Below are 22,258 nucleotides of genomic sequence, written 5' to 3'. Positions count from 1 at the left end.
CTATTTAAATCCAATCTTCTGTAACCCTTCATGGCTAACTTTTATGGCTTCAAGTGGTTCCATATTAAAGGTCTTATCTTGTTCTACCATGTAGTATTTCATACCTGATAATTTCTTGTTCGCCAAAATCCTTGCAAAATCGATATGGCCGTTACCTACAGGGGCGAACCTTCCTTGATCATCCATATCCTTAACATGCCAGATTTTAAATCTTTTAGGGTATTTGTTGAAATAAGCGACTGGATCGGCACCCGCTTTGGTGACCCAATACAGATCCATTTGAAAGTTTACATATTTAGGATCGCAATTTTCCAATAGATATTCAATGGGTATTATGCCATCGGCATCTTTTTTGTATTCAAAATCATGATTATGATAAAGCAATTTAAGTCCGGCTTTTTTAGCTTTTTTCCCAAGTGTCGTAAGTATGTTGGCCAAATTCTCTGCCCCACCGGACATTCCCATGGTTCTAGTTTCCTTATCAACCTTAAACAGGCCCATAGGAGGTACCGGTACCACAAAATACTTAAACCCAGCCGCTTTTACATCGGCCATCATGGCATCGGCATTATCCAAAGTAACCGAACCTTGGTGGGTACTGATAGGGTTAAGCCCGAGTTCTTTTACAAAAGCTTTGAATTCCAAAGGTGTCATATTATAAAACTTACCATCGGAATAGCCAGCAGCCTCAATGTTTTCATATCCTGCATCGGCCACGGCCTTTAGGGTTTCCTTGGCATCCTCTCCCATGGCATCACGTACGGTATAGAGCGCCAATCCGCCAAATTTTTCCTGGGCGTAGGTCGTAAGAACCCCAAAAAGCATACAGGCAAGCAATAATCCCTTGAATTTACTATTCAGTCTTAAATTTTTCATATTAGTAATTGTTTTAAAGTTGATTATTCTAGTTTAAATATTTTTTTCTGATTTGAAACTATATAGATATGGCGCTTTATGGGCTTTTCCCTGAAACAACTTATCGTGCCGTTCAAGGATATCCATACTTAAAATACGCCTTTGGAAAGTAGTCCTTCTCAAATTTTCACCCAAAATGGCCTCGTAAACCTGTTGCAATTGTTTCATGGTAAATTTGGGAGGCAGAAGGTTCATGCCTATCAATTTCTTTTCCAAATTTTCGCGCAATACCTGCAATGCTTTTTCTACGATTTTTTTATGATCCATCATCAATGCAGGCAATTCATCGATAGAATACCAGTTTATACTATCCGACAACTTATCGGGCCTAGGTGTCACCTCATCGTAATTAATAAGAGCGTAATATGCTACGGTAAGAAACCTATCCAACATCCACTGATTGGTCTTCAGATCCATTCCATTCTCTTCCAGTATGCGCATCATGGCTTCTGAATCGGAGCGTTCTATGTCCCCGAAGGTATGAAACTGTTCAAGGTAAATCCGGTCTAAACCGGTACGGTGCCTCACTCCTCTTTTCACGGCATCATCCAAACTTTCATTTCGTCTGACAAAACCACCTGGCAAAGCAAAAAAACCGGTGTTATGATATTCTAAAATCAATATTTTCAGCTGCTTACCATTAAAACCGAAAATGACGGAATCGTAAGAAAGGTTGGGTATAAACTTCTTACTTTCAGTTATTTCCGATTCAATTTTAATTTTTTCTGCCATAACCTTATCAAATTAAAGACAAAACTTCCATAAAACAAAGTATTATTGTCACTAAATGAGACAATAAACAAATAATCTTGTTTGTTTTTTGATTTTAACTGCCCTTTTTATAGAATTACCAGTCATATTAAAACCTATAATCAAATCATTATTTTAACTTTACAGGACACCAGACCCTATTAAAACTTAATCCATACCAATCCCTTTAAGAAATGAACAAAACCATATCCATTTCCATCTTTCTTTTGTTTGTTGTTCCTGCAATGGTCATTTCCCAAGAGGTACTATTTTCTCCTAATGACTGGCAAGACCCTTCTATTTTCGAGAAAGGACAAACGGCACCCCACGCATTCCATGTTTCCTTTGACACAGAATCGGCAGCTTTAAAAAATGATCCCTCGGAAAGTAAAAACTATCATTTACTCAATGGCGAATGGGATTTTAAATGGGTAGCCACAGTAGATAAAGTTCCTGAAGGTTTTTGGCTTCCAAGTTTCAATACCATTGAGTGGGATAAAATAAAGGTGCCAAGTAACTGGCAAATGGAAGGTTACGGACATGCAAAATTCAGAAATATCAGTTTGTCCTTTGAGAGCGACCCTCCCCATATACCTTCTTATTATAATCCCGTTGGCTGCTATCGTAAACCTTTTGATATTCCCGAAACTTGGGAAGGCATGAATATAAAATTACGTTTTGAAGGTGTAAAATCGGCCTCCTATATCTGGATAAACGGAAAACGTGTTGGATATAACCAGAGTGGTTTTGAACCTGCAGAGTTCGATATTTCATCATTTGTTACAACCGGTAAGAACATTTTGGCCGTACAAGTCATTCGGTTTAGTGATGGTTCTTACTTGGAAAATCAAGATATGTGGCGCTTATCGGGGATTTTCAGGGATGTTAAACTATACGCCCAACCCAAAACCATGATCCGGGACCATTATGTGGTTACCGATCTGGACGGGGCATACGAAAACGCTACCCTAAGCCTATCAACAATTATTGGGAACCTAGAAGATACCGCAAGAAAAATACAACTTGAAATCGATGTCTTTGATGACAATAACAACTCCATCCTTGGAAGAAAGGCCAAATCAGGTCTCTTGAACGTGCATCCAAACGCATCGGAAAAAATAGATATTGCCGTAAAGGTTCAACATCCTAAAAAATGGTCGGCAGAAATGCCGAATCGTTATACCCTTTTAGTGAATTTAAAAGATAACGACGGTAAGCTGTTAGAATCCTTTTCTGAAAAAATTGGTTTCCGAGAAGTGCAGTATACAAACAATGTCTTAACGGTAAATGGTATACCGATCAAACTCAATGGCATAAACAGTCATATGCATCATCCGGAAAAAGGTCAGGCCGTGCCGATCGCCACCCTTAGAAAAGATCTTGAAATCATGAAACGGTTCAACCTGAATTGTGTAAGAACCTGCCACTACCCTCCCACCCCGGAGTATTTAGACCTTGCCGATGAATTGGGAATCTATATGGTAGATGAAGTTGGCGATGAGGCCCATGCCAATATTCAGCTGTCCGAAAATCCAAAATGGACAGAGATGTACAAAGACCGAAGCAGGAAATTGGTGTATAGGGACAGAAACCATCCTTCAGTGATTATATGGAGTGCCGGTAATGAATCTGGGAGCGGGGAAAATATAAAGGCCGTAATTGAAACCGGAAAAGAAATAGACCCAAGTAGACCTGCATGGATGTACGGAGGGAACACCTTCTATATCCCTTTTGAGGATATTGTCGGGCCTCGATATTACATCCCCTTAGGTTTACGCCATGTTGTAAAAGGTGATATGTTGCCCAAAGGTGACGACCGCTCTTCTTTTATGGATGAATACTTGGCGGCAACAGGAAATAGCTTGGGTGGTTTGGATGAATATTGGGAAGTAATACGACGTTCCCCGAGATCAATGGGCGGAGCCATTTGGGATTTTGTTAGCCCAGGTATCAACACTCCTCGCTGGACATTACCAGATAAATCACCCAAAAAGAATGATGGACAAATTATGGGAAGACCATCTTTTGTTGAAGGAAATCATGGCAGAGGTCTACAGTTCTCAGGACATGATGATTGGGTGGAGTTTTATCGAGACCCATCTCTTGATATTACCGGTAAGGCCCTTGCCATAGGTTTCTGGGTTAAGCCTTCGAAAATTCCACAAACCAATGTGTTCTTGAGTAAAGGAATTGAGCAATATGGCATACAAATGCGAGATTCAGAAACCTTGGAATTTTATGTGAATTCAAAAAATGCAACTAATTACTTGATCAATGATAGGGTTTCGGCCAAAGTAAAGGTAGGACCTGATTTTTATGATAAATGGCACCATATAGCTGGGATATATGATGGCCAATATTTGAAATTATATGTAGATGAAAAAGTTGTATCGCAAACGCAATTTTCAGGAAACATATCCACCACAGCTTTTCCACTATGTATAGGAAGGGAAGCCGAAAAACAGGATCAAGGGGAATATAGTGGACGCATGTCTAGCATGATCATTGATGATGTTCGGATCTTTGACCACCCAGTTTCCTTATTACAGTTACAAAATAACATACAGGATGCCGTTTTGGCATTGGATTTTGATACTGATACAAAAGGTGAGGACTTTTATGCTGTTGGATTGGGGGGAAGAAGCTATGGGGTAATTTGGCCAGATCGCACCGTACAACCTGAAATTCATCAAATAAAAAAATCTGGTCAACCTATTAGCTTCGAGCTGATTGACGCTTTAACATATAAGGTTAAAATAACCAATTACCATCATTTTAAAAACCTCAACCAATTGAATGGTTATTGGTCCCTATTGGAAGATGGTAAAGAAATTGAAAACGGAAGCCTTTCCTTAGACCTAGCTGCCCAAAAATCAAGCGAAATCAATATTCCATGTAAAACGAAATCGAGCGGAGGAGAGCTTATTTTAACCATAGGATTCACTCTGAAGGAAAAGGTAAGTTGGGCATCCGATAATCATGAAGTAGCCTGGGAACAATTCGTTTTGAAAAAAGCTTTTACACCGGAATCGGTAATACCGGTTTCAGAAAAAATACAGTTTAATGAAAGTAGCACGGAAATAAAGATCTACAACAAGGATTTCACTTATATATTCAATAAGGAAAATGGCAAATGGACGTCCTTTTTGTTTAAAGGCTCCGAGTATTTGGAAAATGGTCCGGATTTTACGGTATGGCGCGCTCCGTTGGCAAATGACGTTGATCCTTGGGGAGCTTATAAATATCCTAGCAAGAACATGACCCCTGGTTATGGTAGATCCATAGATAATCAGTTGCGTACTCTAGGGCTGCGCGATTTGCATAACCTAGTTGATTCTATTGACATTACAAAAAGTCCTAAAGAAGTTAGGGTGAAAGTGAAGATTTGGTCTTCATCATCCTTAGACCCTTATACTTCGATAAAACAAAGCAACGACGTTTCTGCTTTTGAGCGAGATGAAACCTGGACAATATACCCTGACGGAACCTTGGAACTGGATCAAGAAATAACCCCTCATGGCCCCATGCCAGATATTCTTCCAAAAGAAGGGTTACAATTTCAATTACCAAAGAGCTTCAATCAAGTTTCTTGGTACGGAAGAGGGCCTTTTGAAACCTATCCCGATAGAAAGACCGGGGCTAAATTCGGAGTGTATAATTCAAATGCCAATGAAATGTACGTGCCTTATATCTTGCCCCAGGATTATGGCAACCGTACCGATGTTAGGTGGTTGAAAGTTAGTGACGAAAAAGGAAATGGATTATTGATTTCGGGTAATCTACCACTGAATTTCAGTTTACACAAATATGACACCGATAACCTCTCGCGTGCTGTTTACACCTATCAGCTAAAAGAATCACCAAATATCATATTGAATATTGACCATAAAGTTTCAGGGGTCGGTGGCACTGCTATAAGACAGTTACAAACCTATCGTGAAAAAGCGACAAGCGGTCATTATAAACTAAAAATAAAACCATTTACTAAATAGTAGATTTATTAAAGCGTTATAATTTTATGTCCGTTTATCCCAGTAAACAATGTTCAATCCTTGCTTACAAAAACATTGGCGACAAGTGCCCCAACAATCATAAGAATACCCAAGAGACTCCATATGGTATATACATCGCCAAACCATAAAACACCTACGGTTAGGGTAAAAATTACTTCAATATATTTTAATGGTGCCACTAAATTGGTTTTGGCAACTTGAAATGCCTTGGTCATAAATATCTGACCAAAAAAACCAAATATCCCTAAACTTAAAAACAACAACCAATCGTTACCTTCAGGATTTTTCCAATTGAATATACTCAGAACACCCCCGATAACCGTTCCTACGAACATAAAATAATTTACGATTACAATTGGTTTGTCACTTTTTCCTATCCTACGAATGGCAACATAAACCAAACCACTGAAAACCGAAGCGGCCAATATTAAAACAAGTCCTGTATTATCAATAGCGCCATCGAATCCTTTCAACACAAGAACGCCTAAAAAGGCCATGAAAAATAAGGGCCATTGTAGTGGCTTAAGTTTTTCCTTCAACAATATTAGGGCAAAAAAAGTAGCGAATATGGGAGATAAATACCGCAGGGAAACGGCCGTTCCCACTGATAGATACTTTAATGACATAAAGAAAAGACTCATGGCTGTCAATCCTATAATTGATCTAAGTAACATTAATGACCTTTTATTACCCCAAATATCAATGCCTTTCCATAATATATAAGTAGTTCCCAGAACAAAGGACCCCAAGGATCTGAAAAAAACAATCTCAAAAGTCGGGAAGCCAGACAGATATTTTACCACCGAATTCATTAAAGTGAATGAAAAGGTGCTGATAATCATATAAAGGATAGCTTTTTTCACAGTTTAGTTTTGAACGATATAAGCCCAATCCCTTTTGTTTCAAATAGGGAAAAACAAAGGACGAGAATAGAAAATAAGCTTCAAAATTACTGCAAATTCCCCACTTGTATGATAATTACCCGAGATTTCGGAATTATAACATAATCACGTTATTACATCCACTATCCTTTAAAAAAGGCACATGATATTTGGTAAAAAGCCAATACTTTTCCTAGTTACATCTTAAAATAGCCTACTTTCAATAATCGAATGAAAATGAAAACCTCTCTTTTAACCTTCAATTACATATAATTTATCTCTTCAAATTTGATTTTAAAACAAACAGAAAGACCAGCTCCACAGGAACTGGTCTTTATCAGTAAGATTTGGGGAAACTACTTCTGATAGATTATTGCATAAGGGTACTCATGGTAATTTCATGGTGTGAAATTTCAATATCGCAAATAAGATGTATTTCATTTGTACCAATGGGTTGCACAAACCCTTTCTCTTGTATATGTATTTTATCATCAACCATAATGTTTCATTGAATATTTGATTCAAATGTAGAACATTGGGTTGGGGAATAATCGCAAACAACTTTGAATGGAATCCTTCTTTCGGTGGATGACCAATAACTAAGGATGAATGCTTTTGAATTTTCATTTATCTTAAACTATGAGATTTTGACGGACTTACGTACTTTCTGTTCCCAATCCCACGCAGACTTCATAGCTTGGTCCAGTGTAGACTCCGCCTTCCAACCTAAAACATCATTAGCCTTTTTGGTACTCGCATAAGCGGTGATGACATCACCCGGTCTACGGTCAACGAGCTTATAATTTAATTTCTTATCCGAAATGCGTTCAAAACTATGGATAACCTCCAGAACGGAACTTCCTTTTCCTGTCCCCAAATTGAACACTTCATAATTAGTGTCGTTTTCTTGTTTTAGTAATCGCTTTAGGGCTACTACATGTGCCATTGCCAAGTCAACAACATGAATGTAGTCACGCACACAAGTACCATCCTCTGTAGGGTAATCATCACCGAAAACGGATAAACATTCGCGTAGTCCAACTCCTGTTTGGGTAATAAAAGGCACTAAGTTCTGTGGAACGCCAATCGGTAATTCACCGATTTCAGCAGAAGGATGGGCGCCCATTGGATTGAAATACCTTAGGGCTATGGCATTGAACCCTTCTTTCACATTGCACGTATCACGCAATATTTCCTCCCCGATCTGTTTAGTATTACCATATGGCGATTCGGCCGGTTTTACGGGTGCATTTTCGGTTATTGGCATTTCATCTGCCTGGCCATAAACGGTGCAGGAAGAACTGAAAATAAAATTAGCCCGGTTTTTATCCTGCAAATGCTGTAAAAGATAAACCAAGGAGCAAATATTGTTTTCATAATATGCCAAGGGTTTTGCCACACTTTCACCTACCGCCTTATAAGCCGCAAAATGAATTACCCCTTCAATGTCAGTATACTTTTTGAAAAAACCATTAACACTTGATTTATCCCGTAAATCGATATTTTCGAATATAGCTTCTTTTCCAGTTATCTTTTTTATTCCTTGCAGTACATCTTCCGAGGAGTTACTTAGATCATCAATGATCACTACCTCAAACCCTTCATTTTGCAAGGCAACAACGGTATGGGAACCTATGAAACCCAATCCACCTGTGACTAATATTTTCATTTTATTGTTTTATGGTTGTTTATTTGGTTATTCAAGCGTATTGCAAGCTTTTTTTAAGCTATCCCTCCAATAAGGGATTTTAATTTTTAAAAATATCCGAATTTTAAAATGTAAATATAATCCTACAAAAAATAGAATTTAAAATATTGTTGTGAAAAGCCAATTTACTGTGGTAGGGTACATTAAAATGAATCCTTGGCGTACAAGTTAATTCCGTCGCTATATTTTCATATTATTTTTCCTACTTTTATCACTTCTTAATCCCAACATTTCTTCAATAATTTTTTAAATGAAAAAACCCTTAATCGCTGCAGTTGATGATGAGCTAATGAACATTGAACTCATTGGGTTCGTAATTAGTTCTATGGATTACGGTTTTTTGGGTATTCGAGAAAGTGAAAAAGCCATTCCCCTTTTAGAAGAAAAGAAACCGGATTTAATATTGCTTGATGTTCAAATGCCTAAATTAGACGGATTTGAACTCTGTGAAAATCTTAAATCCCACCATGTATTAAAAGAAGTTCCAATTATTTTCCTAACGGGATTAAACCAAACCGAGAATAAAATAAAAGGACTACAGTTAGGAGGGGTCGATTATATAACCAAACCATTTAACAAGCAAGAATTAATTGCCCGTATTCGAACACATGTTAGCCTGGTAAAGGCCAAACAAAAAATAGAACTACAATCACAAAAACTTGAACAGGACCTTGTTATCAAGAATCGACTTTTTTCAATTATCGGCCATGATTTACGATCTCCCTTAAGTGCCATAAAAATGCAATTGGATTTTATCTTACGTGGTATCATTGACCCGTCCGATAAAAAATTCGTTGATTCAACTATTCATAACCTCGCGAACACAACAGATGAGGCTTTTAACCTCTTGGACAATCTTTTGAATTGGGCAAAGTCCGAAAGTGGTGTCTTAAGTATAATCGATGAAAAAATAAACCTAAAGGAAATTGTTGAACAAAATGAGCGATTGATAAAAATGGCCTTGGATGACAAACAGATTGCATTTAATATCGAAGTACCTGAAGACGCTTTTATTATGGCCGATTTGAATATGCTCAAGACCATTCTAAGAAACTTGTTATCAAATGCCCTGAAGTTCACCCCAAAAAAAGGTACCATTACAATTGCAGCTACTCAAAATAAATCTAAATGGTCTATCTCCGTTACTGATAGTGGAACAGGAATGTCTCCTGAAGAGCTCGAAAAAATAATGGACAAGAATGCCCATTTTTCAAAGGAAGGAACCGAACAAGAAGCCGGAACCGGACTAGGGTTGGTTCTTTGCCAAGATTTTATTCAAAAGAACGGCGGCAAATTATCAGTAGAGAGTACATTGGGAATAGGCAGTCGTTTTGCGTTCGATATGCCAATGGCCAACTAAGCATCTTGCACGGCCATTTTTTCCGTTTTCCCACGTTGCGCCCTTTCCCAATTCACTGTTTGGTTTCCTTTTAGATACCTCCCAAACCCCAAGTATACGGACAGGTTCATGATAAAAAAGTAATAAGGGATGAAAAGTGCTTTCAGCCTTATTTTACGATGTTCTAAGAACCAGCCTAACAAGGCGGCGGCATAAAAAGCAATTTGTCCCCAAAATAGAAAACTATACATTCCGAAATTCAATAATCCTTCGCTTTTTGCCAGAAGATAATTCATGGGTAGAATCAATAATAACAATAAGGGAGTCAATGTCCATCGTAAGACCCTATGCGATATATACTGAAAAGAAAGGATCCCATATTTGAAGACATTCAATAAGGAACGTAGACGTACTACAGATTGTATTCCACCTGCGGATATACGTATTTTACGTTTCAACTCTTCCTTAACATTGACCGAAGCCGTTTCAATAGCAAAAGCATTCGGATTATATTGAATGGTATATCCCGACATGGCCACTCTTAGCGAAATCATAAAATCGTCTAATAATGTATCTTTTTCAACTTCTTGCCACAGTTCGGTTCTAATAGCGAACAGTTCACCAGCGGCACCAACTACTGAATATAGTTCGGCATCCCATTTTTTTAATTGGGATTCATATTTCCAATACATACCCTCGCCTGCTCCAGAAGCACTATCGGCATCGTTTCCATAGATACGTTTCTCACCGGAAACACAACCTACTTTGGGGTTTCTGAATAACCTTACGATTTCTTTAATAGACTCTTTTCCAAGATCTGTATTTCCATCGGAAAAAATCACAATAGGGGTTTTTACATGCTTCATTCCCCTGTTCATTGCCGCAATCTTACCAGCCCGTTCAGGCTGATGCAAAACCTTTATATCATCATAATTCTTTAATATTTCGGGAGTACCGTCGTCGGAACCATCCGTTACCCATAATTGGGTAACCTTATCTTGCGGATATTCTAGATTTATCGAATTTTGAATCTTTCTGTCCAAATAATCCTTTTCATTATAAGCGGCAACAAAAAGGGTTACCTCTGGTTCGTAATCAGTATTCCCAGTAAATTCTTTTGACAAACCTAGGATTCGTCTAATCTTAATAATCAAGAACAATACGATTCCATATCCCAGATATGAATAAAAAATGATGAAAAGAAAAACCCAGAACAAATATTTCAATACTTCCATATATTTATTGTTTAGACCAAGACAGGCTTATTATTCTTTACTTTTTCCCATACCCCTGAATGGCTATTATAATGTTTAACCACTCTTGCCGGATTACCTACCGCTACTGAATAATCAGGTATATCTTTGGTAATTACACTACCACCTGCTATGACACAATGCTTACCAATGGTGACCCCGGCGACAACAACTGTATTAGCACCAATCCAGGTAGCCTCTCCTACTGTAATCATTTTAGTTGTAACTCCTTGGGCGTGAATAGGCTGTGAAATATCCTCGTAGTTATGGTTTAAGCCAGACAAAACAACGTTCTGTGCCAATCGTACATCATCTTTAATCGTTACCGGACCAATAAGGGTATTCCCCAATCCTATACGGACTTGATTACCGATAAACACACCTCCTACCCCATTGTTTATGGTGGAAAAATCCTCTATTGTAGATTGATTTCCCAATTCGAAAGGATTCCATGGCAACACATCCATTCGTGTTCTTCTTCGAATGGAAGAGCCCTTGCCTTTTTTATGGTAGAACGGATTTACGAACCAACTGACCCAACGTCTTGGCCTTGCTTGGTTTTTAGGTACCAACAACCAATGAACGAACTTTTTCAGATTGGAATTTCCTTTTATTTTATCCTTAAATCCCATTTCAAGACTGTATTATATTGGTTTCCTTGAGGGCATTCGCTATAGCGATCACATTGTTTTCCCAAGTATGACTATTGGCGAAAGCAATTCGTTGTTGCTCTAATTCTTCTGAGTTCTCTTCAAGTGATTTCTTTATGAGCTGAACATACTCATCCTTGGTAGACCCTAGGTAAACATGGTCGGAAAACATCTCCATAGCCTTTGTAGCAGTCGCTATTGTGGGTTTTCCCATGGCCAAATACTCATCGATTTTCCTTGGATAATTTCCAATGGTCCAATCATTGACTATTTGGGGGTTCATGGCAACATCAAATCCTTTTACATAAGCCGGTAGATCGCATTCATCCTTGCTCCCGAAAAAATGTACATTTTCCATTTGATGCAGTTCCGAATTCTTAAAATCCTTATCCTCCGGACCTACTAGAACAATACTCCATTCATTGTGATATTTGCCAATGTACTCCAACAACTCAATATCCAACCTCATACTGGTCAGATAACCTACATAACCTATGATGGGTTTCTTTATACCTTCGAATTCTGAAGGGATCACTATGGTATCATCCGCATCGTTAAAAAGGGAAACATCGCACCCTTGACCGATCATAAAACTATTCGGATTATATTTTTTCCCGTATTCTTCGTACAGCGTGGAATTATTGACCACAATATCCGCCTCTTTAATGGTTTGGGGTTCTATACGTTCCCCATGTTTCGCCCAATAGGGAACTTTGACCAAATAATCACGCATGTAGTATACATATTGGGCCGGTTTTAGCAATGATTTGATGTGAAGCCCCAAGAACATTGAACTGTCATTGAAAAGTATAATATCCTTAAACCCTAATTCATTAATAGCTTCTTGAATATCCTTGGTAAATTTTACACTGTTTCTTTTATTCAATAGTTTGAACAAGGTGTGTGATGGAATCCAGTTTATGGACTCGGTCAAGGATTTAGGATAAAGATTCCATAAATCGGTATCGATCTCTTCCAATGCATTCTGTTCCCCATTTTTTATAGCAATTCGCTTCTGGACCTTTTCCTTGTCGGCATTGCGTTTTAACGTGGCCCTATCTAAAGGCGGATTCACATATAATACGCGATTATTTTTAGCGAACTCCAACGCAATGTTCTTACAATTGCTACCGATTTCTATATCCCAGGCCTGTATGCCGAAAACAACGATATCCCTATTCTTTATCATCTCAGCTCTTTTTTAATTCTAGGTAAACCTCTTGGTACAAGTCCAATACGTTTTCCGACATGGCTTTCCATGAAAAGTTCTTTGCCCTTAGTATGCCCTTTTCCGCTAACAATTTTGCCAATTGTTTATCATCTACCAAAGTCTCTATGGCAGCTGTGATTTCTTGTGGGTTATGGGGGTCTATGATCAAAGCCGCTTCTTTTCCCGCTACTTCCGGCATAGAAGATGTATTCGATGTAATAACAGGCACTCCGCATGCCATTCCCTCCAAAATGGGAATACCGAAACTCTCCCGTAATGACGGATATAAAAATATCTCGCATTGACTAATGATTGCCGGAAGTTCGGTATTGGGTACATACCCCAATAAATGAATTTGCTCCCTTATTTCGGGCATGCTTATAGATTGCAACAGTTTTTGCAGTTCCTGCTCGTCATAATCCAACATGACCAATGTATATTCCTTATTAGAACGTCTGTTGAAATGCCCGAAAGCCTCTAACACCCCCTTTGTATTTTTTTTAGGATCGGTATTGCCAAGAAAAAATAAGAACTTTTCAGGTAGCCCATATTTATCTTTGATCTCTTTTAAAACCGATTCATCGGTTATATGCTTAAAATGTTGCCCAACCCCATTATAAATGGCTGTTAGGCGATTATCAGTGAAATTGAAATATTTATTGATCCGGTCCTTTTCGTAATTGGATACCGTGATTACTTTTTTACTTTTCTTAATAACACCCGGCACGAACCATCTTCGGTACATATTGCCAAGTTTCTGGTACCATGTGCCTTCCTTTTTGAAAATACTGATACTTTCCAAGTAAATTATATCATGTAATGTCGTTATAAGAGGTACTGAAGAGAACAATGGCCCGGTATTACTGGTACAATGCAATACATCACAGCCTTCTTCCTTAGCGGCTCTCGGTAAAGCAAATTGCTCCCACCCGGGATAGCCGAATTTGGATTCCAACTCAACAATTTTAAAATTAGGCGCTGAAGGTATACACGTATTGTCCTCATCTGGTTTTACGAAAATCACATATTCATTTACGGTATCTATTTTTTGGAGGTTCTTGATAAGCTCCAAAGCCACCATGTCCATTCCATGCTTTTTCTTTCGATATAGGCGTTGCCCCTCTATTCCTATTTTCATATCACGTTGTTACGAATTAATGGTACCGTGTTCGGTATGAATGAATTTTTTATTCGCCCCTTTTAATTTGAAGAGGGAAAGAAACATAAGCCCGAAAGCCTTAGGCAAAGTCAATAAAGCTTTAAGAGTATCTATAGAATAAAATTTCTTGGGAATGGCCATAAGGAAGGCGAAAACCACTACTAAGAATGTGAAAAGCCAAAACTGATAAGGTATTCCCATGAACCCTGAAACAACTGGAAACAAAAAATGAATTCCAGCATAGAATAGAGAGATAAGTGTAACTACTCCGGCCAATAAAACCCTTGGTGGAGCAATCATTTGATAAACCTTATCAAAGAAATCGATATTGCCCCTTAAGAATAGTTCTTTGATTCCGGAACCTACAAATCTTCTGAAATAAATGAATTGAGCGGATAACCAACGTTTCCTTTGATTGGCGAAAACAGCCGCTTTTTGTACTTTCTCATCATAGACGATCGCATGGTGCAAGTATTCTATTTTTTCACCGCTGCGTAAAAGTTTAAGTTCCAATTCCTTATCAAAACCGCCAACAGCTTCCACTTGTGCCATTGTTCGCTTAAAAAAAGAATATTCAAAACCCATTCCCGAACCTATTAAGGCCGATGATAGTCTTAGTGCTCGATGCCCTTTTCTGAAAATATGATTATTGACCTCCTCACTTATAGCATCTAAAATAGCAAAAGAGGTATTCGTGTTTTTCGCTACACGATGCCCTTGAACCACTTTGAATCCGTTTTCAAAAGCATGATCCATTTTTTCAATAAAACCATGCTCCATGATATTGTCCGCATCAAGGACCAGAGCCACATCATACCCATCACCTATGGTTTTCATTGCCTTGTTCAAAGCTTTGGATTTAGTGCTCACCTCAAAATCAACCTCAACCAATTTTATCGGCATTTTTTCCAGTTCCGATAAGGTTTCGGGCTTAAAGGAATCTGCAATGACCACCACATCAAATAAAAATTGGGGATAACTTTGGTCCAACGCCTTTTTCGCTACATCCAGAATTACGGCATCTTCTTTATAACCCGGAATAAGAACAGCATATTTTCTTGTATACTTAAGTGCTTTGACCATAGTTGTCTTCTTTCTAAAAAGACCTGCCAAGGAAAACAAGAAAATATACAAAGCTCCGATACCCAAATAAAGGGCCAAAAGCCATTCGATGGTAGAAATAAGAAGTTTTACATAATCCATTGAAAAAGTGTTGAGGCGTTTTATTATTTAATTATTGACCTTAATTGTGGTCGCTTTTTCCTTTAATAGTTCATCAAAATAAACAATGGTATCTACCAAACCGGAACGCAAGGAAACCTTTGGTTCCCAACCTTTCAATTTTTCCTTGGCCAAGGTAATGTCGGGTTTGCGCTGTGTAGGGTCATCCGATGGCAATGGCATGTGGATAATCTTCGATTTACTATCTGTTAACTCTATAATATTCTGCGCCAATTCCAACATGGTGAACTCAACAGGATTACCGATGTTTACGGGCCCGATGAAATCATCTTCGGTATCCATCATTTTGATCATACCATCAACCAAATCGCTAACGTATTGAAAACTTCGTGTTTGCGTACCGTCGCCAAAGATGGTTATATCTTGACCCTGAAGGGCTTGTACTATAAAATTGGAAACCACACGACCATCATCCGGCTCCATTTTAGGTCCGTATGTGTTGAATATCCTTATGATTTTCACAAGAACGTCGTTGGAATCGTGGTAGTTAACAAAAAGTGATTCCGCACATCTTTTGCCTTCATCGTAACAGGAACGGGTTCCTATCGGATTTACATGTCCCCAATAATGTTCGGGCTGAGGATGCATTTCCGGATCACCATAAACCTCACTTGTAGAGGCCTGCAGTATTTTGGCTCCTGTTCGTTTTGCCAATCCCAACATGTTAATGGCCCCCATGACAGAAGTTTTGATCGTTTTAATCGGGTTATGCTGATAATGTACCGGTGAAGCCGGACAGGCAAGATTGTATATCTCATCGACTTCAATGAAATAAGGCATTGTAATATCATGCCGCACCAATTCAAAATAATGGTTATCCATTAAGTGGGAAATCTTGCTTTTACGCCCTGTAAAGTAATTATCGAGGCAAATAACCTCATTGCCTTCATTTAAAAGACGTTCACACAAATGTGAGCCTACAAAGCCAGCGCCGCCTGTTACCAATATTCGTTTCATAATTTTCTTTTTATCTAAGTCGAGACAGGTTACCTCTATAACTGTTATTCCTAAACATTCAAACTACCTTAAATGAACCTGTTCCTTGTAAAGCAATCTTCAAGTTCAAATTATTATTTTATCTAATTTTGTAAATATATTCTTACTTTTTTGTTTGGTTGAATTATTGTTGTGAAACAGGTATTTTTCGTTGTCTATTTCCTTTATATCAACCAACTAAGCAATTGGCGGGCCAATTCTAAGCGGTTTTCAAATGGGTCATATTCCATTTTATTGCATTCCAAAATGCCTTTAAGTGACTAAATTGTTTTTTAACCAAAAAGGTTAGGCTATTCTTTGGAATGGATATAAAAACTTGGAACAACATACTAATGACCAAATGAACGGTATTAAAATTTCGTCGGGCATAAACGATTCTGTTCCTTGTGATATAATAAGTCTTTAGTGGACTCATTTTACCAGTAGATAAAGACTCCTTGTGCAAAATATAGGAAGCTGGTTGATAGTAGGTTTTATACCCTGCCCGTTTGATTTGTTCTGCCCAATCATGCTCTTCATAATATAGAAAGTAGATTTCTGTCATCATCCCTACTTCATCAACAACCCTCTTAGGCACCATCATTGCAGCACCATGTATGGAAGCGGTTTCTTGGGCAACATCATAGGAACCATCATCTTTTTGGTGATAACCGATACTATTGTTCCTAATGGTAAAATGATTCATTGGTGTATAACCGGCAAATTGTATTAGGCTTGGATCCCAATGGAATTTGATTTTCGGACTTACCATACCGATAGTACTATCATCAATCAAAGTTTTCACTAGAGGCTCGATAAAACCGGCCGGAACGATGGTATCATTGTTTATGAACAAAAGATATTCCCCTTTGGCCACTCTCACTCCTAAATTATTACCACCGGCAAAACCTAAGTTTTCTTTACTCTTGATAAGTTGAACCTCTGGATATTGTTCTATAATAACATCCGGATTATCATTTGGAGATGCATTATCGACTACGATGACTTCATAGTTGTTGTAGGTAAGCCCCTTCAAAGACTCCAACATATCCAACGTTACCTGCGATTCATTATAATTTATGGTAATAATGGATACCAATGGATGTTCATTTTTCATGCGATTGCTGTTTTTTCTTCGTCCAAACCTTTTTCTTTCATTAATTGCTTGTCCCATTTGGGGGACAAAAACATAAAAACCATACCAACGTACATTAGAATGGCCGTAGGAAACTGTCCAAATATGCCATTGCCATATGAGGCCAACATAATACCCGCCATACCACAGACCAAGGCCGAAATTTGTCCTTTGAGCCAATCGTCCCGTATTCTATACATAACATTATAAGCGCCCGTAATCAAACAGAAGAAAACGATAAAAAGATGAAGATAGAGCCCCACGATTCCCGTATCTGCCCAAATGGCAACATACCAGCTATCGGTGGCCGTATTTCCAAGGAAACTATTGGGGGCAAAACGTTTTCCCCAGTTTCCTGTAGATCCGATTCCTCCGCCAAAAGGGCGAGAAGCCAAATACCCTGCAAGTTTTGCCTGATTCTCCTGTCGTACTACCAAAGAGGCATCATTGGGATCAAAAGCGGTACGCATTCTTCGTATTTGATCGTTACCGTTTCCGATCATGGTATATTTAAAAAAAACGAAAACGCTAATCCCTACCAAAGCACCTAAGATTATACTGGGCAAATGCTTTCGGATCAGAATGAACATTACACCTCCCATGGCCGGTACGGCAATTGCCCCTCGGGTTCCGGAAATCATCATTCCCAAGAATCCGGCCAGTGCCACAACTCCACAGAATATCTGGAATTTCCTGTTCTTTGCAAATAATGCAAGTACCCCGAAAACTACACCGGCATGCCCTTGGGCGGCACCGAATTGTCCCGCATCGGAATAAAATGAGAATATTCGTAATTTACCGAATAGGATATGGGTAACATCACCACCGGCATCTAACCATGCCTGTTCCCAACGGTCAACCCCCAATATCAACTGCATCATCCCCTTCATGGTCGCCAAAAGGGATAGAATGCCCCAGATATACCATAATATCTTTAAGTCGGTATATTTATTGAACAATATGAAAACCAAGGGTATCAAAAGAAACTGGTATAATGCCACTCCCCTCATCGCGTAAAACCAGGCAGCAATACTAACAGCCTCAGGATTAACAATTTGAAATACAGCATAACCAAACCAGATGGATACCAATAAGGTCAATTGGGACCTTGCATTGTCCCAAGGGATTTTAATATGGAATGCCTTAAAAAACAAGGCCAGATACATGAGGACCATTAGGCCATCCATCAAAAGGCCCCATGTCATAGGAACATAGCGCCCAATTCCCAGAACAATGAAATTAAAAATCAGAATGGTTATTATCCCAATTCTGGGGTTTAACAGTATAGCCCCTAAATAGACGATCACAAAAGGGAACATCATTAGGGCCAACCCTACAACCAAACCACGTGTGGCTGTTAAATATCCTATTGCAAGGGCAATACCCACCAATAAAACCATGGGTAAGGGTTGCCTTAGCCTTTCTGCGCCATATGTAGCCTGAAAAGGGTTCATACCGGCAAATGGGTTTTTAATTTTTTGATAAATAGAAAACTTTCGGTTATCATGTCCTTACTATGAATTTCTATCTCTTTACGTAGCAAATAGAACCCCATAAAAATACCGATGAGCGTAAACAATACGGTTCCCACAGCGACGAGAACCAAGCTTTCGAAGACGAAAACCGCAATAATGTCGATGAGTATATTAGCCAATGTCATCACAATGACCTTATACAGATTATACTTGGGCCTGTTTAAGCTATCCAACAGAACTCCTGTAAACCTATCTAAGGGAAGTAACATTACATACACCGTGAATATTCGAAAAATAAATGTCAGTAACGGTAAAGAATCGGCATAATTATCACCTCCTAAGAATAAAACCATTTCTTCCGCCATTATAAAACTGAAAATCGCTACGGGCAGAAATAATATGGTAATGATTCCGGTGTAGGTATAAAAAATCTTTCGGGCTTCATGCATTTTTCCTTCCAAACAGCTTTTACTCATTCTTGGATAGGCCGTCATCGTAAAACTATTCAATGGAATACCCAATAAATCGGTCAGTTTTAACGGAATCGCATACATCGCAATTCCAGAAGAACCTAAAAATGGACTTAACCCTATAATAAAAGTATCTGCACTTTTAAGTAAGCTTGAGCTCACTAGAGTCCCCATGGAATATTTACCAAAATGTATAAGTTCTTTTTCTACGGATTTTACGGCGTTAGGTAAGTAAAGGAGTCCGTCCCATTTTCTTAAGGTACACCAAAGACTGGAAACCAAATTCACAAAGAGGTTCACCCAGATGATTTCCATTAGTCCCCATCCCAACCAAAAATGGTTTAAAAGCAAGAAAACGAGAAATAGACCTACATTGAGCAGACGAACGACCATCATCCTATTAAAATTCTGCTCAGCTTGGAATAGTGCAAGGGCGTTGTTCCATCCTAAATTAGCCAAAGCCAATATGGGATACCAAATCAAGAATAGTTCATATCCATTATTGACATCAATGGCCAAGAAGTTCAATACCAAGGCCAAGACCCAACAAACGAGGGTAATAATGATTAAAAGCCAAAGATTGATTCTATAGGAAGAACCCAAAATCTGTTTTTTCTCGGTAAAAGTTGTACCTGATAATAGGCGAACGGAAGCATTTCTAGTAAGTCCAAAACGTAAAAGATCTACAAAGGTGGATAGTGTTATAAAAAGCACCCAATCCCCAAAGGCCTCTTTATCCAATTGTCTTGTCAAAAGCATAAAAGAAAGGAGTCCAGCAAAGGCCACACTCACATTCGAGAGCAATGATGACAGGTTTTTCTCTTTCCCTAATTTTTTGAGCTTACCTACCATTACGCTACCGATTTTTTGGTGAAGAACCTGAATTGTACCAGCTGCTTTACCCATCGTCTTATGATTGACCTCTTTTTGGGCAATTCACCAATTACCGTTTCCATTTCCAGAACCTTGACACCATTCAAAATAATCGTTGGTTCAGGTCCTGTAGTCGCTTCATTGAACAAGCGCAAGGCATTTTTATCAGATTCGGTCCATGCCCTATTGGCCCTGGTGACCAAAAAAGTATAATCCATGGTCGAAGCCAATTTTACCGGGAACGGATTTTTGATTATACTTGGGATTTCCAATATCACAAAATCGAAAATATTGTAATCAGGGATCGTGTTTTCCACGTCAAATTCGCCGATAGATGATATTCTGAAAAGACGATCACTTATCGGATACGTGACTTTACTATACTTTGGATGATCAATAACCAAGTCGGTGGTGTCGTAGGTAACGTGCAAAATGGAATAGTCCAGCTCACACAGGTTGGCAATCAGGTTTTGGCAGATAAAAGTCTTGCCTTCATCTTCTTGAGTAGAAAAAAGCATGTTTACCACGGGCTTTTCATCTTCATTCTTCTTAAACTGATTTAATATGATATTCCGGGAAATAGCGGTAACCGCCTTGTTCTTTATATATTCGTAATCAATATTTTTATCATTGTTCTTGATCACCGGGAAAATGGAGGACACTTCCAATCCTATTTTTTCTTCGGCCCTCTTCGCAGTATTTAAGTTGCCATCAAGAAATTCCAATATAAGAATGGTCAAAGTAACCACTATAAATCCGGCCAAAGCGGCAACGATAACCAGTAGTATGCGTTTGCTTGGCTTCGGATTGATCGGAAAAAAAGGAGCTTCCGTCAATTTAATGTTCGATTTTAATTGAACATTCTGTTGTCTGAGTTTTGCAAGCCCCAAGCTGTGTAACAAGCTTAAATATTCGCGCTCGGCAATATCTATTTTACGTTCCAGTCTTTTCATGGTAGCCCCCAAAGGAGAAAACACCTGATACAGTTTTTCAAACTCGAGCTTTTTCTTTTCCATGACCTTTAACTGGGCCTTGGCATCCTCATATTCTATCGTTTTTTGCAACCAATCGCTCAAGATACTTGAAGAAGCAACACCTTTTGTGTCATAATCGGTGTTGTAAATCGTATCTACCTGTGCATTTAGTTGGTTTTCGATTTCCTTGATATTTTTCTCGGCTTCCAAAATTGAAATTGCGTTCTTTTTCATTGAGGTTGAATCCCTTTCCAGGTTCATTCGCAACATTGCCAAATCAAAATTCTTAGTCGAGAGTTCTTTACGCAGGTCTATTATTTTCTGGCTTGCAATACGTTTTTTATCATGGGTCTGTAATTTGGATTCTAAAACCTCAAGTACTGCTTTTGCCCCCGAAAACTCACGCTGAACCTGGAAAAATTTTATTTCGAACTCCTCCTTTTCCCCAGCTATATGCTTGGTTTGCTCATAGTAATTGATGATGTTATGCTTCTTATTGAATTGAAGTAGGTCGTCTTCAGCATCCCTCAGATGTTCGGTAGATTCACCTAATTGACCTTCAAAGTATTTAACCACCACATCAGATTGATTAACACCCATTTCAGTATTAAGTCTTACGAAAACATCGCAAAGAATCAATAATGCATTTTGGCAAATCGCAGGATCTTCGGATTCGTAGGCAATATCAATAAAATCACTGCTCGGTACTCGGTTCAAGCCTATTTTCCCTGAAATCTTTTCTATACTATAAATCGGGTGGTCCAAATTCACCAATTCATATATATAATTCTGGTTATCGGAATTCTTGAGTTCAACAAAGTTATCGTAGGTAGCCGTAGGGTTACCTTTAACGACCAGGGCCTTTACCTCGTCGGGTACCGTTTCTACCAATTCCTCATAATTCTTTACGGAAATTACCCGATTATCGGCACTGTCAAGAGCCATATGTTGGGCAAAGAGTTTTAATCCGACTATTTCAAGAGTTGATCTGGACTTTATTAAATTAAGCAGGTTACCGTAGGCAATACCAGTACCCCTATAATCTATCTTGGTATTCTCGAGATCAATACCCGACCCTGAAGATATACCTGTATAAACACGGGCTTTTGAGCTAAATACCTTGGGTTGGTTCTGTGTTAACAGAAAAACCATAACACCCAGTAAAATAGGAACGCCCACCAATAAACCAATATGGCGAAGCAATAGGCGGATAAAAAATAGCAGGTTAAATTTCAT

Annotated in this window: 16 protein-coding genes; 2 read left to right on the top strand and 14 right to left on the bottom strand. The window is 38.6% G+C overall.

All coding sequences use genetic code 11. The features are described from left to right. Both R3X28_RS05625 and R3X28_RS05620 read right to left on the bottom strand, forming a co-directional pair. Positions 1-825, bottom strand: a complete 825-nt coding sequence (locus R3X28_RS05625) for a sugar phosphate isomerase/epimerase (RefSeq protein WP_317664079.1) — start codon at positions 823-825, stop codon at positions 1-3. Positions 826-909: 84 nt separating this feature from the next. After that, entirely contained in the window at positions 910-1,647 is a 738-nt protein-coding gene (locus R3X28_RS05620; RefSeq protein ID WP_317663163.1) for an NUDIX hydrolase, read from the bottom strand. A gap of 212 nt (positions 1,648-1,859) precedes the next feature. Here R3X28_RS05620 and R3X28_RS05615 point away from each other — a divergent pair, with 212 nt between their 5' ends. Then, entirely contained in the window at positions 1,860-5,657 is a 3,798-nt protein-coding gene (locus R3X28_RS05615) for a glycoside hydrolase family 2 TIM barrel-domain containing protein (RefSeq protein WP_317663161.1), read from the top strand. A 53-nt stretch (positions 5,658-5,710) separates the two neighbouring features. On the opposite strand, the gene R3X28_RS05610 is transcribed toward R3X28_RS05615, so the two are convergent. Together R3X28_RS05610 and galE are read right to left on the bottom strand one after the other, a co-directional pair. Next, positions 5,711-6,541 carry a DMT family transporter gene (locus tag R3X28_RS05610; RefSeq protein WP_317663159.1) on the bottom strand — a complete coding sequence of 277 codons (831 nt, stop codon included), beginning with the start codon at positions 6,539-6,541 and terminating at the stop codon, positions 5,711-5,713. Positions 6,542-7,196: 655 nt separating this feature from the next. After that, entirely contained in the window at positions 7,197-8,228 is a 1,032-nt protein-coding gene (galE, locus tag R3X28_RS05605; RefSeq protein WP_282056348.1) for a UDP-glucose 4-epimerase GalE, read from the bottom strand. A 289-nt stretch (positions 8,229-8,517) separates the two neighbouring features. Between galE and R3X28_RS05600 the strand changes: the two genes are divergently transcribed. Continuing rightward, positions 8,518-9,627 (top strand): hybrid sensor histidine kinase/response regulator, encoded by a 1,110-nt coding sequence (locus tag R3X28_RS05600; protein WP_317663155.1) that lies wholly within the window; start codon positions 8,518-8,520, stop codon positions 9,625-9,627. Here the strand turns inward: R3X28_RS05600 and R3X28_RS05595 are convergent. The 10 genes from R3X28_RS05595 to R3X28_RS05550 all read right to left on the bottom strand — a co-directional run bounded on the left by R3X28_RS05595 (position 9,624) and on the right by R3X28_RS05550 (position 22,258). Continuing rightward, positions 9,624-10,841 carry a glycosyltransferase family 2 protein gene (locus tag R3X28_RS05595; protein ID WP_317663153.1) on the bottom strand — a complete coding sequence of 406 codons (1,218 nt, stop codon included), beginning with the start codon at positions 10,839-10,841 and terminating at the stop codon, positions 9,624-9,626. The two genes, R3X28_RS05600 and R3X28_RS05595, sit on opposite strands and share 4 nt — an antisense overlap. A gap of 11 nt (positions 10,842-10,852) precedes the next feature. Next, a complete protein-coding gene (locus tag R3X28_RS05590) occupies positions 10,853-11,491 on the bottom strand; it encodes an acyltransferase (RefSeq protein WP_317663151.1) in 639 nt (212 codons plus the stop codon). Between the two features lies 1 nt (position 11,492). Then, the gene (locus R3X28_RS05585; RefSeq protein WP_317663149.1) at positions 11,493-12,698 is read right to left on the bottom strand and encodes a glycosyltransferase; all 1,206 of its coding nucleotides are present in this window, start codon (positions 12,696-12,698) and stop codon (positions 11,493-11,495) included. 1 nt (position 12,699) lies between these two features. Next, positions 12,700-13,857 carry a glycosyltransferase family 1 protein gene (locus R3X28_RS05580; protein WP_317663147.1) on the bottom strand — a complete coding sequence of 386 codons (1,158 nt, stop codon included), beginning with the start codon at positions 13,855-13,857 and terminating at the stop codon, positions 12,700-12,702. 9 nt (positions 13,858-13,866) lie between these two features. Continuing rightward, positions 13,867-15,081, bottom strand: coding sequence for a glycosyltransferase (locus tag R3X28_RS05575; protein ID WP_317663144.1), 1,215 nt, complete (start codon positions 15,079-15,081; stop codon positions 13,867-13,869). A 27-nt stretch (positions 15,082-15,108) separates the two neighbouring features. Beyond that, on the bottom strand, positions 15,109-16,077 hold the full coding sequence (locus R3X28_RS05570; protein ID WP_154369973.1) for a UDP-glucuronic acid decarboxylase family protein: 969 nt from the start codon (positions 16,075-16,077) through the stop codon (positions 15,109-15,111). 238 nt (positions 16,078-16,315) lie between these two features. Then, entirely contained in the window at positions 16,316-17,212 is an 897-nt protein-coding gene (locus R3X28_RS05565; RefSeq protein ID WP_317663140.1) for a glycosyltransferase family 2 protein, read from the bottom strand. After that, positions 17,209-18,684, bottom strand: coding sequence for an O-antigen ligase family protein (locus R3X28_RS05560; protein ID WP_317663138.1), 1,476 nt, complete (start codon positions 18,682-18,684; stop codon positions 17,209-17,211). The genes R3X28_RS05565 and R3X28_RS05560 overlap by 4 nt, the downstream gene beginning before the upstream one ends. Beyond that, entirely contained in the window at positions 18,681-20,081 is a 1,401-nt protein-coding gene (locus R3X28_RS05555; RefSeq protein WP_317663137.1) for an oligosaccharide flippase family protein, read from the bottom strand. The genes R3X28_RS05560 and R3X28_RS05555 overlap by 4 nt, the downstream gene beginning before the upstream one ends. Beyond that, the gene (locus R3X28_RS05550; protein WP_317663135.1) at positions 20,027-22,258 is read right to left on the bottom strand and encodes a hypothetical protein; all 2,232 of its coding nucleotides are present in this window, start codon (positions 22,256-22,258) and stop codon (positions 20,027-20,029) included. The genes R3X28_RS05555 and R3X28_RS05550 overlap by 55 nt, the downstream gene beginning before the upstream one ends.

Source organism: Maribacter sp. TH_r10 (genome assembly GCF_033101095.1).
GTDB classification, from domain to species: Bacteria; Bacteroidota; Bacteroidia; order Flavobacteriales; family Flavobacteriaceae; genus Maribacter_A; species Maribacter_A luteus.
Note: the sequence above shows the minus strand (reverse complement) of the source record. Positions and strands in the feature narration are given on the sequence as shown.

Excerpts from the sequence above, each read along its gene's own strand:
- R3X28_RS05580 (WP_317663147.1), bottom strand. The coding sequence starts at position 13,857 with ATGAAAATAGGAATAGAGGGGCAACGCCTATATCGAAAGAAAAAGCAT.
- R3X28_RS05590 (WP_317663151.1), bottom strand. The coding sequence starts at position 11,491 with ATGGGATTTAAGGATAAAATAAAAGGAAATTCCAATCTGAAAAAGTTC.
- R3X28_RS05565 (WP_317663140.1), bottom strand. The coding sequence starts at position 17,212 with ATGAAAAATGAACATCCATTGGTATCCATTATTACCATAAATTATAAT.
- R3X28_RS05560 (WP_317663138.1), bottom strand. The coding sequence starts at position 18,684 with ATGAACCCTTTTCAGGCTACATATGGCGCAGAAAGGCTAAGGCAACCC.
- R3X28_RS05600 (WP_317663155.1), top strand. The coding sequence starts at position 8,518 with ATGAAAAAACCCTTAATCGCTGCAGTTGATGATGAGCTAATGAACATT.
- R3X28_RS05595 (WP_317663153.1), bottom strand. The coding sequence starts at position 10,841 with ATGGAAGTATTGAAATATTTGTTCTGGGTTTTTCTTTTCATCATTTTT.
- galE (WP_282056348.1), bottom strand. The coding sequence starts at position 8,228 with ATGAAAATATTAGTCACAGGTGGATTGGGTTTCATAGGTTCCCATACC.
- R3X28_RS05555 (WP_317663137.1), bottom strand. The coding sequence starts at position 20,081 with ATGGGTAAAGCAGCTGGTACAATTCAGGTTCTTCACCAAAAAATCGGT.
- R3X28_RS05570 (WP_154369973.1), bottom strand. The coding sequence starts at position 16,077 with ATGAAACGAATATTGGTAACAGGCGGCGCTGGCTTTGTAGGCTCACAT.
- R3X28_RS05620 (WP_317663163.1), bottom strand. The coding sequence starts at position 1,647 with ATGGCAGAAAAAATTAAAATTGAATCGGAAATAACTGAAAGTAAGAAG.
- R3X28_RS05585 (WP_317663149.1), bottom strand. The coding sequence starts at position 12,698 with ATGATAAAGAATAGGGATATCGTTGTTTTCGGCATACAGGCCTGGGAT.
- R3X28_RS05550 (WP_317663135.1), bottom strand. The coding sequence starts at position 22,258 with ATGAAATTTAACCTGCTATTTTTTATCCGCCTATTGCTTCGCCATATT.
- R3X28_RS05575 (WP_317663144.1), bottom strand. The coding sequence starts at position 15,081 with ATGGATTATGTAAAACTTCTTATTTCTACCATCGAATGGCTTTTGGCC.
- R3X28_RS05625 (WP_317664079.1), bottom strand. The coding sequence starts at position 825 with ATGCTTTTTGGGGTTCTTACGACCTACGCCCAGGAAAAATTTGGCGGA.
- R3X28_RS05615 (WP_317663161.1), top strand. The coding sequence starts at position 1,860 with ATGAACAAAACCATATCCATTTCCATCTTTCTTTTGTTTGTTGTTCCT.